The organism is Streptosporangium sp. NPDC050148 (assembly GCF_055586505.1).
On the sequence record NZ_JBVJIA010000002.1, the window covers coordinates 27,375 to 43,261 of the forward strand.

Here is a 15,887-nt window from a genome sequence, read left to right on the forward strand (position 1 = left end):
CCGTGACGGGCGCCCCCTTCGGGGAAGGGCGGCGCCGTTATCGTAAGGAAAGCTGTCGGTCGGGGCCGATAGGCTCATGGTGTGGCGAGATCTGTGGGTGGTCCGGCGAGTTTCCGGCCGAAACCGGGGTCGATCCCCGACTCTCCCGGCGTCTACCGGTTCAAGGACGGCGACGGCCGGGTCGTCTACGTCGGCAAGGCGAAGAACCTCCGTCAGCGGCTCAACTCCTACTTCGCCGACTTCGCGGGCCTGCACCAGCGCACCCAGACGATGCTCACGACCGCCGCGGCCGTCGACTGGACGGTCGTCGGCACCGAGGTCGAGGCGCTCCAGCTGGAGTACTCCTGGATCAAGGAGTACGACCCGCGTTTCAACGTCAAGTACCGCGACGACAAGTCCTACCCCTACCTGGCGGTCACCATGGGGGAGGAGTTCCCCCGGGTGCAGGTGCTGCGCGGCGCCAAGCGCAAGGGCACCCGCTACTTCGGCCCCTATTCGCACGCCTGGGCGATCAGGGAGACCGTCGACCTGCTGCTGCGGGTCTTCCCGATCAGGAGCTGCTCCACCGGCGTGTTCAGGCGCGCCGAGCAGATCGGCCGCCCCTGCCTGCTGGGCTACATCGACAAGTGCTCGGCCCCCTGCGTCGGCCGGGTCACCCCCGCCGAGCACCGGGCCCTGGCCGAGGACTTCTGCGAGTTCATGGCGGGCAACACCGCCAGGTTCATCAGGCGGCTGGAACGCGAGATGCGCCAGGCCGCCGTCGAGCAGGAGTACGAGCGCGCGGCCAGGCTGCGCGACGACGTCCAGGCGCTCCAGCGGGCCCTGGAGAAGCAGGCCGTGGTCCTGGGCGACACCACCGACTGCGACGTGGTCGCCCTGGCCGAGGACCCGCTGGAGGCCGCCGTCCAGGTGTTCTACGTCCGCGGCGGGCGGATCAGGGGGCAGCGCGGCTGGGTGGTCGACAAGGTCGGCGAGGTCACCCCGGCGGAGCTGGTCGAGCAGTTCCTGCTGCAAATGTACGGCGACGCGGCCGCCGAGGCACTGCCCAGGGAGGTGCTGGTGCCCGTGCTGCCCCCCGACGCCGAGGCAGTCTCGGAGCTGCTCTGCGAGCACCGCGGCGCCCGGGTGGAGATCAGGGTCCCGCGGCGCGGCGACAAGAGGTCGCTGATGGAGACCGTCGAGCGCAACGCGGCCGAGTCGCTCAAGCAGCACAAGCTCAAGCGGGCCAGCGACCTGACCACGCGGAGCAAGGCCCTGCAGGAGGTCGCCGACGCCCTCGGCCTGGACCAGGCGCCGCTGCGCATCGAGTGCTACGACGTCTCCCACATCCAGGGCACCGACGTGGTGGCCTCCATGGTGGTCTTCGAGGACGGCCTGGCCCGCAAGAGCGAGTACCGCCGATTCTCCGTGCGCTCCACCGAGGGCGACGTCGCCTCCATCCGCGAGGTGATCTCCCGCCGGTTCAAGCGCTACCTGCAGGAGCGCTCCGAGACCGGGGAGCTCGACGCCGACCCCGGGGCCGGGCCGGGCGAGGGGACACGGCCGACCGGCATCGACCCGGAGACCGGGAAGCCGCGCCGGTTCGCGTACCCGCCCAACCTGGTGGTGGTCGACGGCGGTCCCGCGCAGGCCGCGGCGGCCCGCAGGGCCCTCGACGAGCTGGGGATCGACGACGTGGCCGTGTGCGGCCTGGCCAAGCGGCTGGAGGAGGTCTGGCTGCCCGGCGAGGACCTCCCGGTGATCCTCGCCCGCTCCAGCGAGGCCCTTTACCTTCTCCAGCGGGTACGCGACGAGGCCCACCGCTTTGCCATCACCTACCATCGAGCCAAGAGGTCCAAGAGCGTCACGGAAAGCGCCCTGGACGAGGTCCCCGGACTCGGCCCGGCCCGCAGACAGGCGCTGATCAAGCATTTCGGATCGGTGAAACGGCTGCGGGAGGCGACGGCGGCCCAGATCCGCGAGGTTCCCGGAATCGGCCCGTCGACGGCCGAGACGATCGTGTCGGCCTTGAAGGGGCAGCACCCATGAGCGAGAGAGAGTCCGCGTTCGTCCTGGTCACCGGCATGTCGGGGGCGGGGCGGAGCACGGCGGCCAAGGCCCTGGAGGACCTGGGCTGGTTCGTCATCGACAACCTGCCGCCGGGGCTGCTGTTCGCCATGGCCGAGGAGGCCGGCCGGGTCAAGCTGGCCGCCGACAAGGTGGCCGCGGTGGTGGACGTGCGCAGCCTGGCCTTCACCAGCGACCTCAACAGCGCGATCGAGGAGCTGGAGGGGCGCGGCGTCGGCGTGCGCGTGGTGTTCCTGGAGGCCAGCGACGAGGAACTGGTCCGCAGGTTCGAGAACGTCCGCCGCCCGCACCCGCTGCAGGGCGACGGCCGCCTGGTCGACGGCATCGCCCGCGAGCGCGGCATCCTGCGCGAGGTCCGGGCCAACGCCGACCTGGTGATCGACACCTCCAACCTCAACGTGCACGAGCTCCGTGGGAAGATCGTCGCCTTCTTCGGCGGGGAGGACCGCCCCGGCCTGCGGGTCAACGTCGTCTCCTTCGGCTTCAAGTACGGCCTGCCGGTCGACGCGGACCTGGTCGTCGACTGCCGCTTCCTGCCGAACCCGCACTGGGTGCCGGAACTGCGCCCCATGAACGGCCTGGACGCTCCCGTACGGGAGTACGTTCTCAATCAAGCGGGTGCGAAGGAACTCCTCGACGCCTACGAGGAGGTGGTCTCCATCATCGCCTCCGGCTACACCCGCGAGGGCAAGAGCTACGCCACGCTCGCCGTCGGCTGCACCGGCGGCAAGCACCGCAGCGTCGCCATGGCCGAGCAGATCGGCGGGCGGCTGCGGGACCGGGGTGGCATGGAGGTGCAGGTGAGCCATCGGGATGTGGGCCGGGAGTGAACGATGAGGGTCTCAAGGTCGTCGCACTGGGCGGGGGACACGGGCTGTACGCCTCGCTGTCGGCGCTGCGGAGGGTCACCTCCCGTCTGACGGCGGTGGTCACGGTGGCCGACGACGGGGGGTCCAGCGGGCGGCTCCGCCGCGAGCTGGGGGTGCTGCCGCCGGGGGACCTGCGCATGGCGCTGGCCGCGCTGTGCGACGACGACGAGTGGGGGCACACCTGGAGCGAGGTGGTCCAGCACCGTTTCCGCAGTGACGGCGACCTGCACGGCCACACGGTCGGCAACCTGCTGATCGTGGCCCTGTGGGAGCGGCTGGGCGACACGGTCGCCGGGCTCGACTGGCTCGGGCGGCTGCTGGGCGCGCACGGGCGGGTGCTGCCGATGTCGTCGGTGCCGCTGGACATCGCGGCCGAGGTGGAGCTGGACGGCCGGGTGAGCACGGTGCGCGGCCAGGTGGCCTGCGCGCTCACCCCCGGCCGGGTGCGGGCCGTCTCGCTGCTCCCGAAGGATCCTCCGGCCTGCCCCGAGGCGGTCGAGGCGGTCCTGGACGCCGACTGGGTGGTGTTCGGCCCCGGCTCGTGGTTCACCAGCGTGCTGCCGCACCTGATGGTGCCCGAGCTGGCCGAGGCGCTGCTGGCCACCCGCGCGCGCCGCCTGGTCGCGCTCAACCTCGCCCCGCAGCCCGGTGAGACCGACGGCTTCTCCCCCCAGAAGCACCTGGAGGTGCTGGGCCAGCACGCCTCCTCCCTGGCGATCGACGTGGTCGTCGCCGACACCGGGGTGACCCACGACCGCGACGCCCTGGCCAAGGCGGCCGCCGATCTCGGCGGGCGGCTGGTCCTCGCCCCGGTGGCCGACGAGGACGGCTCGCCGCGACATGATGCGCAACGTCTTGCCTCCGTCCTGGACGAGATTTTCCGTGAGAAGCGTTGATCCTGGTCAGCGGTGCTCAGGAGTGCGAGAAACTTCTGTGAGCCCGATTCACCTCGGGCCGCAAGGGGTCTGTATGGGGGAGGACGAACGCGCATGGCGATGACCGGTGTGGTCAAGGACGAGCTGAGCAGGCTTCCGGTACTGAAGCCCTGCTGCCGCAAGGCCGAGGTGTCGACGCTGCTGCGGTTCGCGAGCGGGCTGCACCTGGTGAGCGGGCGGATCGTGATCGAGGCCGAGCTCGACACCAACGTCACCGCCCGGCGGCTCATCAAGGACATCGGCGAGGTCTTCGGGCACAAGGCCGAGGTGCTCGTGCTGGCCCCGGCCGGGTTGCGCAAGGGCTCGCGCTACCTCGTGCGGGTCTACCGCGACGGGGAGGCCCTGGCCCGCCAGACCGGCCTGATCGACAACCACGGCCGCCCGGTGCGCGGCCTGCCGCGCCAGGTCGTCGCGGGGGCGACGTGCGACGCCGAGGCCGCCTGGCGGGGAGCGTTCCTGGCGCACGGCTCGCTCACCGAGCCGGGGCGTTCGATGTCGCTGGAGGTCACCTGCCCCGGGCCCGAGGCGGCGCTCGCGCTGGTCGGCTCGGCACGGCGCCTCAAGATCCACGCCAAGGCCCGGGAGGTCCGCGGCGTGGACCGGGTGGTGGTCCGCGACGGTGACGCGATCGGCGCGCTGCTGACCCGGCTGGGCGCCCACGACAGCGTGCTGGCCTGGGAGGACCGGCGGATGCGCCGGGAGTTCCGGGCCACGGCCAACCGGCTGGCCAACTTCGACGACGCCAACCTGCGCCGTTCGGCCCGCGCCGCGGTCGCCGCCGGGGCCAGGGTCCAGCGGGCCCTGGAGATCCTCGGCGAGGAGGCCCCCGAGCACCTGGTGGTCGCCGGCCGCCTACGGGTGGAGCACAAGCAGGCGTCCCTGGAGGAGCTGGGCCAGCTCGCCGACCCGCCGCTGACCAAGGACGCCATCGCCGGCCGCATCCGCCGCCTGCTGGCCATGGCCGACAAGCGCGCCCAGGACGTCGGCATCCCCAACACCGAGGCCAACCTCACCGTGGACATGCTCTCCCCCTGAGGGCGCGGTGCGGGCGGTCCGGGCCGCCCGCCGGGAGCGGAACGCTCCAACCGCCCGGCAGGGAAGGCGGGGGTGGGCGCCGGGGGCCCGCGGGGCCGGTGAGGCCGCCGGGGCGGTGTCCTTGCCGTCCCCTCGGGCGCGTCCCGCACGGCCGCGGATCGTGGGCCGTCGTCGCAGGTCCAGCAGGGGCTGGAGGAATTTACCGGACGATACGGGCGTCTTACGTGAAGGGTGCGATACCCCTTCGTGAAGCATGAAATAACGCACCCTACCCCTCCAGTGGTCTACACCAATTTGGGTCCGATAGGGTTCGTGGTTGAGGTTTCAAGCCAGCCCCCAGTCGCCGGTCCCACGATCGGCGCACCGACGTACGAGGAGATCGGCACCGTGACCATCCGCGTAGGCGTCAACGGATTCGGCCGTATCGGCCGCAACTTCTGGCGTGCGGTCGCTGCCAGCGGCAAGGACATCGAGATCGTCGCGGTCAACGACCTGACCGACAACGCCACCCTCGCTCACCTTCTGAAGTACGACAGCATCCTCGGCCGCCTGCCGTACGAGGTGAAGAGCACCGCCGACGAGATCATCGTCGACGGCAGGACCATCAAGGCCTTCGCCGAGCGCGACCCGGCCAAGCTGCCCTGGGGCGACCTGGGCGTCGACGTCGTGGTGGAGTCCACCGGCTTCTTCACCGACGCCAACAAGGCCCGCGTGCACGCCGACAACGGCGCCAAGAAGGTCATCATCTCGGCCCCGGCCAAGAACGAGGACGTCACCGTCGTCATGGGCGTCAACCACGACACCTACGACCCGGCCAGCCACACGGTGATCTCCAACGCCTCCTGCACCACCAACTGCCTGGCCCCGATGGCCAAGGTCATCAACGACACCTTCGGTATCGAGAAGGGTCTGATGACCACCATCCACGCCTACACGCAGGACCAGAACCTGCAGGACGGCCCGCACAGCGACCTGCGCCGCGCCCGCGCCGCCGCGCTGAACATCGTGCCGACCTCCACCGGCGCCGCCAAGGCCATCGGCCTGGTGCTGCCCGAGCTCAAGGGCAAGCTCGACGGCTTCGCGCTGCGGGTGCCGATCCCCACGGGCTCGGCCACCGACCTCACCGTCGAGGTCGGCCGCGAGACCACCGTCGAGGAGGTCAACGCCGCGCTCAAGGCCGCCGCCGAGGGCCCGCTCAAGGGCTACCTCACCTACACCGAGGACCCGATCGTCTCCTCCGACATCGTCACCGACCCCTCCTCCTGCATCTTCGACTCGGGCCTGACCAAGGTCATCGGCAACCAGGTCAAGGTCGTCGGCTGGTACGACAACGAGTGGGGCTACTCCAACCGCCTGGTGGACCTCATCGAGCTGGTCGGCGCCGACCTGCGATGAAGGACATCACCGAGTTCGACGTGGCGGGTCGGCGCGTCCTGGTGCGCGCCGACCTCAACGTCCCCCTGGAGGGGGACGTCATCACCGACGACGGCCGCATCCGCGCCTCGGTGCCGACGATCAAGGACCTGGCCGGTCGCGGCGCCCGCGTGATCGTCGTCGCGCACTTGGGCCGCCCCAAGGGCAGGCCCAACCCCGAGTTCTCCCTGGCCCCGGTGGCCAGGAGGCTGGGAGAGCTGCTGGAGACCGAGGTCGCCTTCGCGACCGACGTGGTCGGCGAGTCCGCCCAGACGGTCGTGGACGGCCTCCAGGACGGCCAGGTGGCCCTGCTGGAGAACCTGCGCTTCGAGCCCGGCGAGGAGTCCAAGGACGACGCCGAGCGGGCCGCGTTCGCCGGGAGGCTGGCGGCGTTCGCCGACCTGTACGTCGGTGACGGCTTCGGCGCGGTGCACCGCAAGCACGCCAGCGTCTACGACGTGCCCGGCCTGCTGCCGCACGCCGCGGGCACGCTGGTGCTGGCCGAGGTCGACGTGCTCAGGAAGCTGACCGACGACGCCGAGCGCCCCTACGTCGTGGTGCTGGGCGGTGCCAAGGTCTCCGACAAGCTCGGGGTCATCGGCAACCTGCTCACCAAGGTCGACCGGCTCCTCGTCGGCGGCGGCATGGCCTACACCTTCCTGAAGGCCCAGGGCTACGAGGTGGGCGGGTCGCTGCTGCAGGAGGACCAGCTGGAGCAGGTGCGCGGCTTCCTCGACGAGGCGGCCAAGCGCGGCGTGGAGCTCGTCCTGCCGGTCGACGTGCTGGCGGCCGTCGAGTTCGCCGAGGACGCCGAGTACGAGGTGGTCGACGCCACCGCCATCCCGGCCGACCGCGAGGGGCTCGACATCGGCCCGCGCACCCGCGAGCTGTTCGCGGGCAAACTGGCCGACGCGGGCACCGTGTTCTGGAACGGCCCGATGGGCGTCTTCGAGTTCGAGGCGTTCTCCGGGGGAACCCGCGCGGTCGCCGAGGCGTTGATCGCTTCTGAGGCCTTCACGGTCGTCGGCGGGGGAGACTCGGCCGCGGCCGTGCGCAAGCTCGGCCTGCCCGAGGACGGCTTCTCGCACATCTCCACCGGTGGCGGGGCCAGCCTGGAGTATCTGGAAGGCAAGACCCTCCCCGGCCTCGTGGCCCTGGAGGAGCAGAAGTGAACCCGGAAGTCGGTGCCCGATGACAGTCCGCAAGCCGCTGATGGCCGGCAACTGGAAGATGAACCTCAACCACCTCGAGGCCATCGCCCACACCCAGAAGCTCGCCTTCGCCCTCAACGACAAGGACTTCGACCGGGTCGAGGTGGCCGTGCTGCCGCCCTTCACGGACCTGCGCAGCGTGCAGACGCTGGTGGACGGTGACAAGCTGCGGATCACGTACGGCGGGCAGGACCTGTCCGCGTACGACGGCGGGGCCTACACCGGAGAGATCTCCGGTGCGATGCTCGCCAAGCTCGGCTGCACCTTCGTCACCATCGGGCACTCCGAGCGCCGCCAGTACCACCGCGAGGACGACGACGTCGTCAACGCCAAGGTGCACGCGGCCTACCGGCACTCGCTCACCCCCATCCTGTGCCTGGGAGAGGGCCTGGACGTGCGCCGGCAGGGCGGGCAGGTGGCCTTCAGCCTCGCGCAGCTCGACGGGGCGCTCCGCAAGGTCACCGCCGAGCAGGCCGCGTCCATCGTGATCGCCTACGAGCCGGTATGGGCGATCGGCACCGGCGAGGTGGCCACCCCGGACGACGCCCAGGAGGTCTGCGGCGCTCTCCGGACGCGACTCGCCGAGCTGTACGATGCGCAGGTGGCCGCCGGTGTCCGTATCCTTTACGGTGGGTCGGTCAAGGGCGACAACATCGCGGGCATCATGGCGCAGCCTGATGTCGACGGTGCCCTGATCGGCGGGGCGAGCCTCGACCCCGGGGAGTTCGTTAAGATTTGCCGTTTTGGTGAATTGTCGAACTGACTGAGCCATTCGGGGGGTACGACTTGACATCACGTCATACCCTCTTAGAGCAAGTTTGAATCGTCACGCCTCGGCGTACACAGGGTCGTGCCCGGACGCGGGTCACGCGCACACAGGGAACAGGTCAACGGTGACAATCGGAATCTCCATCGCCCTCATGCTGGCGAGCTTGCTGATGATGCTGCTCATTCTGCTTCGCAAGGGCAAGGGCGGCGGTCTGTCGGATCTGTTCGGTGGCGGGTTCTCGTCGTCGTTCGGAAGCTCCTCGGTGGTGGAGCGCAACCTCGACAGGCTCACCGTCATCACCGGTCTGCTCTGGCTGGTGTGCATCATCGCGCTGGGCCTCCTCCTGCGACCCTGACCCGATTCGACAGGCGTGACAGTGGTTCAGTCCCCGCATCCCCAAGCGGCGGGGCCATCGAGCAAGGAGTTCATCCGTGGGTAGTGGCAACGCGATCCGTGGCAGCCGTGTCGGTGCCGGGCCGATGGGAGAGGCGGAGCGCGGCGAGGCGGCCCCCCGTGTCCGGGTGCCTTTCTGGTGCGCGAACATGCACGAGACGCGCCCCAGCTTCGCCAGCGACGCGGCCGTTCCCGAGTTCTGGGACTGCCCTCGGTGTGGTCTCCCCGCCGGTCAGGACGAGGCCAACCCGCCCGCCCCGCCGCGCAACGAGCCGTACAAGACGCACCTCGCGTACGTGAAGGAGCGCCGTAGCGACAAGGACGGCGCGCAGATCCTGGCCGAGGCCCTGGAGCGGCTGCGCTCCTCCTCGCGCCCGATCTACTAGTCCGGCTCCGCGCGGCCTCGTGCCGTGCGCCGTCGAAGGCCCTCGCGGTGATCCCGCGGGGGTCTTCGTCGTTCCCGGGCCGTCGGGCCGTCGGGCCGTCGGGGCCGGTCTCACCGCGCTCCGGTGCGGGCGGTGAAACTTTCATCTCGCCGCGGGGCCCCGGGGCGTCGCGATCACGGTTCCGGGGTGCGCCGACGGATGTTCCGGACGGGGGCCGCGCCTGCGGGGGGGTTGACCTTAGAAAACGCTTTCCATACCGTGCGATCAGTCCGATGAACACGTTTTAATCGACGTCGCGAAGCACGGTGATCAGGTCGGCCCCACCTGAAGAGGATGACGATGACATGAGACGCCCCAGGTTCGACCGCGCCCTGGTCGCGGCGTGCGCGATCGCCGTCGCCGCGCTGGGACTCCCGCGGTCCGCGCTCGCCGCGCAGCCGGCCTCCGCCCCGGCCGGCGCCGTCGGCGTCCCGTCCGGCGCGACGGCCGCCACGCGAGCCGTCACCCGGGCCGTGGGGACCTCCGGCTCGGCGCGGGCCTCGGTGCCGGGTGCCGCGCCGGTTTCGGGAGCCGCCGGGACGTCGCTCGCCGACTACCCGGGGCCCGGCCGGGTCACCGGGGACGTCCTCGTCCACGACCCCTCGATGGTGAAGAAGCCGGACGGCACCTACCTGCTGGTCCACACCGCGGACGGCATCGGCATCAAGACCTCCGCCGACCGGACGGCCTTCCGCAACGCCGGCGTCGTCTGGCCAAATGGGGCGCCCTGGACCACCGCCTACACCGGTGGGAGCCGCAACCTGTGGGCCCCCGACCTCTCCTACCGCAACGGCCGCTACCACCTGTACTACTCGGCCTCCACCTTCGGCTCGTCCCGCTCGGCGATCTTCCTGGCCACCAGCACCACCGGAGCCTCGGGGTCCTGGACCGACCGGGGGCTGGTGATCGAGACCACGGCCGACAGCGGCTACAACGCCATCGACCCCAACCTCGTCGTCGACGACCAGGGCAGGTGGTGGCTGTCCTTCGGCTCCTTCTGGTCCGGGATCAAGATGATCCGGCTGGACCCGGCCACCGGCAAGAGGTCGTCCTCCGACACCTCGGTCCGCGCCCTGGCGCAGCGGACCACCGCCTCCGGCGCGGTCGAGGCGCCCTTCATCCACCGTCGCGGCGGCTACTACTACCTGTTCGTCTCCTTCGACCTGTGCTGCCGGGGGGCGCAGAGCACCTACCGCACGATGGTGGGCCGCTCGACCTCGGTCACCGGGCCGTTCGTCGACCGCAACGGGACCCGGATGACCTCGGGCGGCGGGACCGAGATCCTGGCGGGCCACGGGAGCGTCCACGGCCCCGGCCACCCCGCGGTGATGCCCGACGCCGACGGGGACCTGCTCGTCTACCACTACTACGCCGACGACGGCTCGGCCAGGCTCGGGGTCAACCTGCTCGGCTGGGACTCCGCCGGCTGGCCGTACGTCCACTGAGCCCCCGCCGTACCGGCGGGAGGCGCGGTCCGGGCCGGGCGCGGAGCGCCGGCTCGGAGAACGGCGCGACGGCGACGGCCCCCGGGTCGGGAGCCCCCAGGGCGGCCTCGCCGGCGTGACCGGCCCGGCCGCGCCGGACGGTGACGTCGGGCGGTGACGTCGACGTCGACGTCGACGGTGACGTCGGGCGGTGACGGAGGTGGCGGGAGACGGGTCAGGAGGCGAGGATGCGGCGGCCGGTGATCCGGCTGGGGGCGATCCTGACGTAGAGGTCGCGCTCACCGCCCGCCCAGGGCTCCACGCCCACGCCCGCCACCGAGGGCAGCTCCTCGGGGGCGACGTGGTGGACGGGGCCCTGCACGAGCACGCTCCACCCCTCCCGCCGGGTCTCGTCGATCCGGTCCACCTCGAAGCCGATCTTCATCTCGACGCCCTCGACGCCGGTGCGCAGGTCCTGGTCCATCGGGCCGCCGGACCGCGTACGGAAGACGATCACACCGTCGTGCACCCGGTAGTTGACCGGCAGCACGGCCGGTCCGGCCGGGCCGTCGAAGGCGATCCTGCCGACGCCGCCGGGGGCGATGAGCCGCATGCACTCGTCCGGGGCGAGCTCCTTCGGCGGGGAAGGCTCGTCGTTCAGGGGTTGTTCCACGTCACCGGCGAGCAGGTCGCCGGGCGTGGTGTCCAGCGCGTCGGCCAGGTGCGACAGCGCGCCGTCGGTCACGCCGACCGGGTTCTCCTCGATGAACTCCACCGAGGTCGGGGGGATGCCGCTGCGCTCGGCGAGCTCCTCGCGGCTCAGGCCGAGACGTTCGCGGTTGAGGGCCACACGGCGGCCGAGGCCGTCCGGTGCGGGGGTGATGTCCGGCATCGACACTCCTTGTTTACGCGGGTGGAGGTACGGTTCGCGCCGCGGGTGGGGGAGGGCGGCGCGGCGCCCCTATGTCGGTTTCATGGAGTGTGCACCGAATCGCCCGTATCTCGTCAATGCGCCTTATCGGGCAATCCGACATAACCGGTGTGCCCCCCATGTTGGGAACTTACGCCGCATGGAGCATGACCATTGCGAGACCTCCGTCTTCCAGACAGGGATGGGACGGGACGGCACCCCTGGTTTGCCAAACGATGATCGTTGCGTGATCGTCGGGACATGGCTGATCTGGACACGGACCGGGTGCGCACCGCGGTCCGGCGCGAGCTGCGGTACGTACGCGACCAGGCGGCCGGGCTGGCCAGGCGCGACTCCGAGCAGCGCTTCGAGCTCCGGCAGATCGCCAAGGCGACCTTGGCCGCGGTGCTGGCCTGGTTCCTGGCCGACCGCCTCCTGCCGCGCGAGACGGTGTGGATCGCTCCCGCGACCGCCGTCATCATGGTGCACGCGACCGTGTACCAGACCCTCACCAACGGGGTACGGCGGGTGTTCGCGGTCGCGGCCGGAGTGATTCTGGCCGGTAGCGTCGGCCACCTCATCGGGCTCACCGCGCTGGGCCTGCTCCTGGTCGTACCGCCCGCGCTGGTCGCGGCGCGCTGGCACCGGATGGGCCGCCACGGCACCGACGTGGCGACCACCGCCGTGCTGATGCTGTCGTTCGGCGCCGCCTCCCAGGAGCGCTACCTGCTGGCCTACGTGGTGGCCACCGGCGTCGGAGCCGTCTGCGGCGCGCTGGTCAACGCGATGCTCTGGCCCCCGCTGTACCACCGCCGCCCGCGCGAGGCGGTGCGCCGCCTGAGCGGGGAGGCCGCCACCCTGCTGGAGAACGTCGCCGGCGGGATGCGCGAGGGCTGTGACCTGTCGGACCTGCCCGACTGGCAGCAGCAGGCCGAACGGCTGGACGAGCACCTGGCCCGGGCCGCCTCGGCCATCGCCGACGGCGCCGAGAGCCGCCGTTACAACCTGCGCGGCGCCCGCGTCCCCGAGCCGGACGACTACCAGCGGCTGCTGTCGGCGATGAGCGAGATCGGCGTACACCTGCACGCCCTGGTGCGGGCGCTGGCGCACGTCGCCCAGCGCGGGCGCGGCCGGGGCGGCCCGCGGTGGACCAGCGAGGAGTTCGGGCGCGACTACGCCGAGCTGCTGGACCTGCTCGCCCGGGCGCTACGGGCACGGATGCGCATCGCGGACGAGCCCGCGCGGCTGAGCGCGCTCATCTCCGTCGCGCTGGAGCGGGCTGACGCGATCCAGGAGCAGATGACCGAGGAGGTGCGCACCGGCAGCCTGGACCAGCCGCGCGGCTGGGCCGTCACCGGGAGCCTGCTCACCGACGCCGAACGCGTCCTGACGATCCTCAAGGCGCTGCACGCCGAGTCCCTCCGGGACCCGGCCGTCCTCGGCGACGGGGACGGGGTCCCCGACGCCCTCGTGTGAGACGGGCCGCGGGGAACGTACGAGGACCCGGCGGGCGCGCCCGGGTCAGGCGGTCCGGCCGCGGAGCGTTCCCGGGACCGCGCGCGTGATGACGGCGATCCGGTTCCACGCGTTGATCGTCGAGATCGTCACGACCAGCGCGGCCAGCGTCTCCGGCTCGTAGTGCCGCTCGGCCTCCGCCCACACCTCGTCCGGCACGGTCTCGCCGCGGTCGCACAGGCGGGTGGCCTCCTCGGCCAGGGCGAGGGCCGCCCGTTCGGCCTCGGTGAAGAAGGGCGTCTCCCGCCAGGCCGCCACCGCGTACAGCCGCTCGTCGCTCTCACCCGCGGCCTTGGCGTCGTGGCAGTGCATGTCCACGCAGAAGCCGCAGCCGTTGATCTGGCTGACCCTGATCTTCACCAGCTCCCGCGTGGTGTGCGGCAGGTCGCTGGAGGCCGTGTACCTCTCCAGCCCCTGCATGGCCCGGTACGCCTCGGGGGCGAGCTCGGCGACGTTCATCCGCTGCTTCAACGGACACTCCTTAGTTTCTCCGGGTTCATCACGATGTCGATCTCGGTGATCCGGCCCTCGGACACGGTCAGCCCGTAGACGGCGGCGATCGTCCCGTCCCGCGTCCGCAGCAGCCCGGCCCGGCCGTTGACCGTGGCGGACGTCAGCACGCTGTCGCCGCGGTCGTACTTCCCGGCCACCCCGAGCACGAAGCGGGCCACCCGGTCGGCGCCGTGGATCGGCCGCCGGGCCGCCCCCACCACCCCGCCGCCGTCGCTGCGCAGCACCACGTCCGGGTCGAGCAGCAGCATCAGCGAGGCGAGGTCGCCCTCGCCGTCCCGGGCGAACCGGGCGAACGCCTCGACCACCCTGCGGTGCTCGGTCTCGTCGACCTCGAAGCGAGGCGCCCGCGCCGCGACGTGCCCGCGGGCACGGGCCGCCAGCTGCCGGCACGCGGCGGCCGACCGCCCGACCGCCCGCGCCACCTCCTCGAACGGCAGCCCGAACACGTCGTGCAGCACGAAGGAGGTGCGCTCGGCCGGGCTGAGCGATTCCAGCACGACCAGCATGGCCAGGCTCATCGACTCGTCCAGGGTCACCCGGTCGGCCGGGTCGCCGTCGGTCACCACCGGTTCCGGCAGCCACGGCCCGACGTACTCCTCGCGGCGTACGCGCGCCGAGCGCAGCACGTCCAGGGCGAGCCTGGAGACCGTGACCACCAGCCAGCCCGTGACGTCCTCGATCTCCGCGCGCCGGGTCCTGCCCAGCCGGAACCAGGCGTCCTGCACCACGTCCTCGGCCTCGTCGAGACTGCCGAGCAACCCGTACGCCACACCGACCAGCCGCGGCCGGATGGCCTCGAACCCGGCCGCGAGCGCCTCGTCACCGTTCACGTCCGCGAGGGCCTCGTCACCGTTCACGTCACAAGGACGAGACGGGCGCGGAGTCTGTGACATCCGTTCCACGGCCACCTGTCACGAGGTGGCCGGAGCCGTGTCCTCGGGGGCGGAACGGCGGATCGGGGTCAGCAGCGCGGTCACCGCGATCAGCAGGCAGGCGGTACCGGCGACGAGACAGGTCACGGCGACACCGTACTCGCCCGCACTCCAGGTCAGCGCCGCCGCGCCCACCGGGCCGAGGGAGAAGTGGATCGTCCAGAACGCCGAGGTGACACGGCCCAGCAGATGGTCCGGGGTGACCTGCTGGCGCAGGGACATCGAGCAGATCCCGGCCACGCTGACGCCGCCGAGATAGACGGCCATCAGGGTGGCGATCACCGGAACGCGGCCGGAGAGGCCGACGCACGCCACGGCGAGCCCGCTGACGGCGATGGCGCCGATCCAGGTGACGCCGAACCCGAGCCTGCGGCGGACGGGCGCCACGAGCAGGGAGCCCGCGATCGTCCCCGCGGCGGCGATCGCGAGGACCGTGCCGACGGTGCCGTCGGAGCGGCCCAGATCGTGCTTGAGGTGGTAGATCAGCACGTCGGTCATCCCGAGCGTGAAGAAGATGAAGAAGGACAGCAGGATCGTCAGGGAGCGCAGCACCGGATTCCGCCAGAGGAAGCGGGCACCGGCCGACAACTCCTGCCAGGGCCGCTGTCGCTCCGGCGCGGGCACGGGGACTTCGGTGGCCCCGGTGACCTCGGTGGTCTCGGCCTTCCTGAACCGGACGAAGAACAGGCCCGCCGCCGACAGCGCGAAGCTCGCCGCGTTGACGGCGATCGCCGCGGTCGGCCCGAACTGCCCCGACACCACCCCGGCGAGCAGCGGGCCGCCGAGACCCGCCGCCGCCGCGGTCGCGTACAGCCGGCCGTTGGCCTCGGTGACGCGGTCGACGCCGACCAGGTTGCGCACCGCGGTCACGTAGGTGACCTGGAAGACCATGCCGACCGCCTCGCCGAGCGGCAGCACCACGTACAGCAGCCAGACCTGGGGGCCGAACGTCCAGGCCAGCGGGATGAGCCCGTACAGCACCAGGCGGACGAGGTCGCAGCAGATCATCAGGGTCCGCCGGTCGAACCGGTCGGCCAGGACGCCCGCGAAGATCCCGGCGAACACCGACGCGGCACCCGCCACGCCCGTCAGCAGTCCCATCTGCGCGACCGACCCGGTCACGTGCAGCACCAGCAACGGTACGGCGATGTAGGCGAAGGAGTCCCCGGCGACCGAGAGGGTCTGGGAGACCCAGAAGACCCCGAAGTTCCGGTCCCGCCACAGCGGCGGCGAGGGTCTGTCCTCCGCTCCCGATGCTTCCGTCACCGGATCACTATCACCCGCTTCGGGGATCTTTTCCAGTGATCGAACGATCTCCGGCGGAAGGGCACCGATGCCCCGCCACGGCCACCGGTGCCGTCACGGGCCCCGTGACACCGCGACCGGCGGCGCGCCCCCCGGCACCGCCGCCCGCGGGGGGGGGGGGAGGGCCGGTATGGTGCGGTGTTTTGTCTCTCATGTGTGGGTGGGGTTGGT

The 15,887-nt window shown here is 71.5% G+C and carries 15 protein-coding genes; 11 read left to right on the forward strand and 4 right to left on the reverse strand.

Annotated features, from left to right (window positions below; all coding sequences use genetic code 11):
* Positions 1 to 93 precede the first annotated feature (93 nt).
* The 10 genes from uvrC (at position 94) to ACZ6RT_RS01960 (ending at position 10,562) form a co-directional block, all read left to right on the forward strand.
* Entirely contained in the window at positions 94 to 2,028 is a 1,935-nt protein-coding gene (gene uvrC, locus ACZ6RT_RS01915) for an excinuclease ABC subunit UvrC (protein WP_399196862.1), read from the forward strand.
* A complete protein-coding gene (rapZ, locus tag ACZ6RT_RS01920) occupies positions 2,025 to 2,897 on the forward strand; it encodes an RNase adapter RapZ (protein WP_344903503.1) in 873 nt (290 codons plus the stop codon). The genes uvrC and rapZ overlap by 4 nt, the downstream gene beginning before the upstream one ends.
* Positions 2,894 to 3,832: a uridine diphosphate-N-acetylglucosamine-binding protein YvcK gene (locus ACZ6RT_RS01925; RefSeq protein WP_399196843.1), complete on the forward strand. Its 939-nt coding sequence runs from the start codon at positions 2,894 to 2,896 to the stop codon at positions 3,830 to 3,832. Before rapZ ends, ACZ6RT_RS01925 begins: the two co-directional genes overlap by 4 nt.
* 93 nt (positions 3,833 to 3,925) lie before the next feature.
* A complete protein-coding gene (whiA, locus tag ACZ6RT_RS01930; protein WP_399196844.1) occupies positions 3,926 to 4,906 on the forward strand; it encodes a DNA-binding protein WhiA in 981 nt (326 codons plus the stop codon).
* A gap of 387 nt (positions 4,907 to 5,293) precedes the next feature.
* Entirely contained in the window at positions 5,294 to 6,301 is a 1,008-nt protein-coding gene (gene gap, locus ACZ6RT_RS01935) for a type I glyceraldehyde-3-phosphate dehydrogenase (protein WP_470151898.1), read from the forward strand.
* A complete protein-coding gene (locus tag ACZ6RT_RS01940) occupies positions 6,298 to 7,491 on the forward strand; it encodes a phosphoglycerate kinase (protein ID WP_470151900.1) in 1,194 nt (397 codons plus the stop codon). The genes gap and ACZ6RT_RS01940 overlap by 4 nt, the downstream gene beginning before the upstream one ends.
* Positions 7,492 to 7,510: 19 nt before the next feature.
* Positions 7,511 to 8,293 (forward strand): triose-phosphate isomerase, encoded by a 783-nt coding sequence (gene tpiA, locus ACZ6RT_RS01945; RefSeq protein WP_399196848.1) that lies wholly within the window; start codon positions 7,511 to 7,513, stop codon positions 8,291 to 8,293.
* A 130-nt stretch (positions 8,294 to 8,423) separates the two neighbouring features.
* Positions 8,424 to 8,654 (forward strand): preprotein translocase subunit SecG, encoded by a 231-nt coding sequence (gene secG, locus ACZ6RT_RS01950; protein WP_399196849.1) that lies wholly within the window; start codon positions 8,424 to 8,426, stop codon positions 8,652 to 8,654.
* Positions 8,655 to 8,730: 76 nt separating this feature from the next.
* A complete protein-coding gene (locus tag ACZ6RT_RS01955; RefSeq protein WP_012892502.1) occupies positions 8,731 to 9,078 on the forward strand; it encodes an RNA polymerase-binding protein RbpA in 348 nt (115 codons plus the stop codon).
* A 344-nt stretch (positions 9,079 to 9,422) separates the two neighbouring features.
* Positions 9,423 to 10,562 carry an arabinan endo-1,5-alpha-L-arabinosidase gene (locus tag ACZ6RT_RS01960; RefSeq protein WP_470151901.1) on the forward strand — a complete coding sequence of 380 codons (1,140 nt, stop codon included), beginning with the start codon at positions 9,423 to 9,425 and terminating at the stop codon, positions 10,560 to 10,562.
* A gap of 214 nt (positions 10,563 to 10,776) precedes the next feature.
* Here the strand turns inward: ACZ6RT_RS01960 and ACZ6RT_RS01965 are convergent, their stop codons facing one another.
* Entirely contained in the window at positions 10,777 to 11,433 is a 657-nt protein-coding gene (locus tag ACZ6RT_RS01965; RefSeq protein ID WP_470151903.1) for a pyridoxamine 5'-phosphate oxidase family protein, read from the reverse strand.
* 279 nt (positions 11,434 to 11,712) lie between these two features.
* Here ACZ6RT_RS01965 and ACZ6RT_RS01970 point away from each other — a divergent pair, with 279 nt between their 5' ends.
* The gene (locus ACZ6RT_RS01970) at positions 11,713 to 12,927 is read left to right on the forward strand and encodes an FUSC family protein (protein WP_470151904.1); all 1,215 of its coding nucleotides are present in this window, start codon (positions 11,713 to 11,715) and stop codon (positions 12,925 to 12,927) included.
* Positions 12,928 to 12,972: 45 nt separating this feature from the next.
* Here ACZ6RT_RS01970 and ACZ6RT_RS01975 read toward each other — a convergent pair whose 3' ends face one another.
* Genes ACZ6RT_RS01975 through ACZ6RT_RS01985 form a run of 3 tightly spaced genes read right to left on the reverse strand, consistent with a single transcriptional unit; the run spans position 12,973 to position 15,677 of the window.
* Positions 12,973 to 13,437 carry a carboxymuconolactone decarboxylase family protein gene (locus ACZ6RT_RS01975; RefSeq protein WP_344903475.1) on the reverse strand — a complete coding sequence of 155 codons (465 nt, stop codon included), beginning with the start codon at positions 13,435 to 13,437 and terminating at the stop codon, positions 12,973 to 12,975.
* Entirely contained in the window at positions 13,434 to 14,336 is a 903-nt protein-coding gene (gene sigJ, locus ACZ6RT_RS01980) for an RNA polymerase sigma factor SigJ (protein ID WP_470151905.1), read from the reverse strand. The genes ACZ6RT_RS01975 and sigJ overlap by 4 nt, the downstream gene beginning before the upstream one ends.
* A gap of 54 nt (positions 14,337 to 14,390) precedes the next feature.
* Complete coding sequence (locus ACZ6RT_RS01985) at positions 14,391 to 15,677, reverse strand: MFS transporter (RefSeq protein WP_470151907.1); 1,287 nt, start codon at positions 15,675 to 15,677, stop codon at positions 14,391 to 14,393.
* Between the last annotated feature and the right edge of the window lie 210 nt (positions 15,678 to 15,887).

What these genes read in the sequence shown, in the direction of transcription:
- rapZ (WP_344903503.1), top strand. Translation starts at nt 2,025, where the DNA reads ATGAGCGAGAGAGAGTCCGCGTTCGTCCTGGTCACCGGCATGTCGGGG.
- whiA (WP_399196844.1), top strand. Translation starts at nt 3,926, where the DNA reads ATGGCGATGACCGGTGTGGTCAAGGACGAGCTGAGCAGGCTTCCGGTA.
- ACZ6RT_RS01940 (WP_470151900.1), top strand. Translation starts at nt 6,298, where the DNA reads ATGAAGGACATCACCGAGTTCGACGTGGCGGGTCGGCGCGTCCTGGTG.
- tpiA (WP_399196848.1), top strand. Translation starts at nt 7,511, where the DNA reads ATGACAGTCCGCAAGCCGCTGATGGCCGGCAACTGGAAGATGAACCTC.
- ACZ6RT_RS01960 (WP_470151901.1), top strand. Translation starts at nt 9,423, where the DNA reads ATGAGACGCCCCAGGTTCGACCGCGCCCTGGTCGCGGCGTGCGCGATC.
- ACZ6RT_RS01965 (WP_470151903.1), bottom strand. Translation starts at nt 11,433, where the DNA reads ATGCCGGACATCACCCCCGCACCGGACGGCCTCGGCCGCCGTGTGGCC.
- ACZ6RT_RS01970 (WP_470151904.1), top strand. Translation starts at nt 11,713, where the DNA reads ATGGCTGATCTGGACACGGACCGGGTGCGCACCGCGGTCCGGCGCGAG.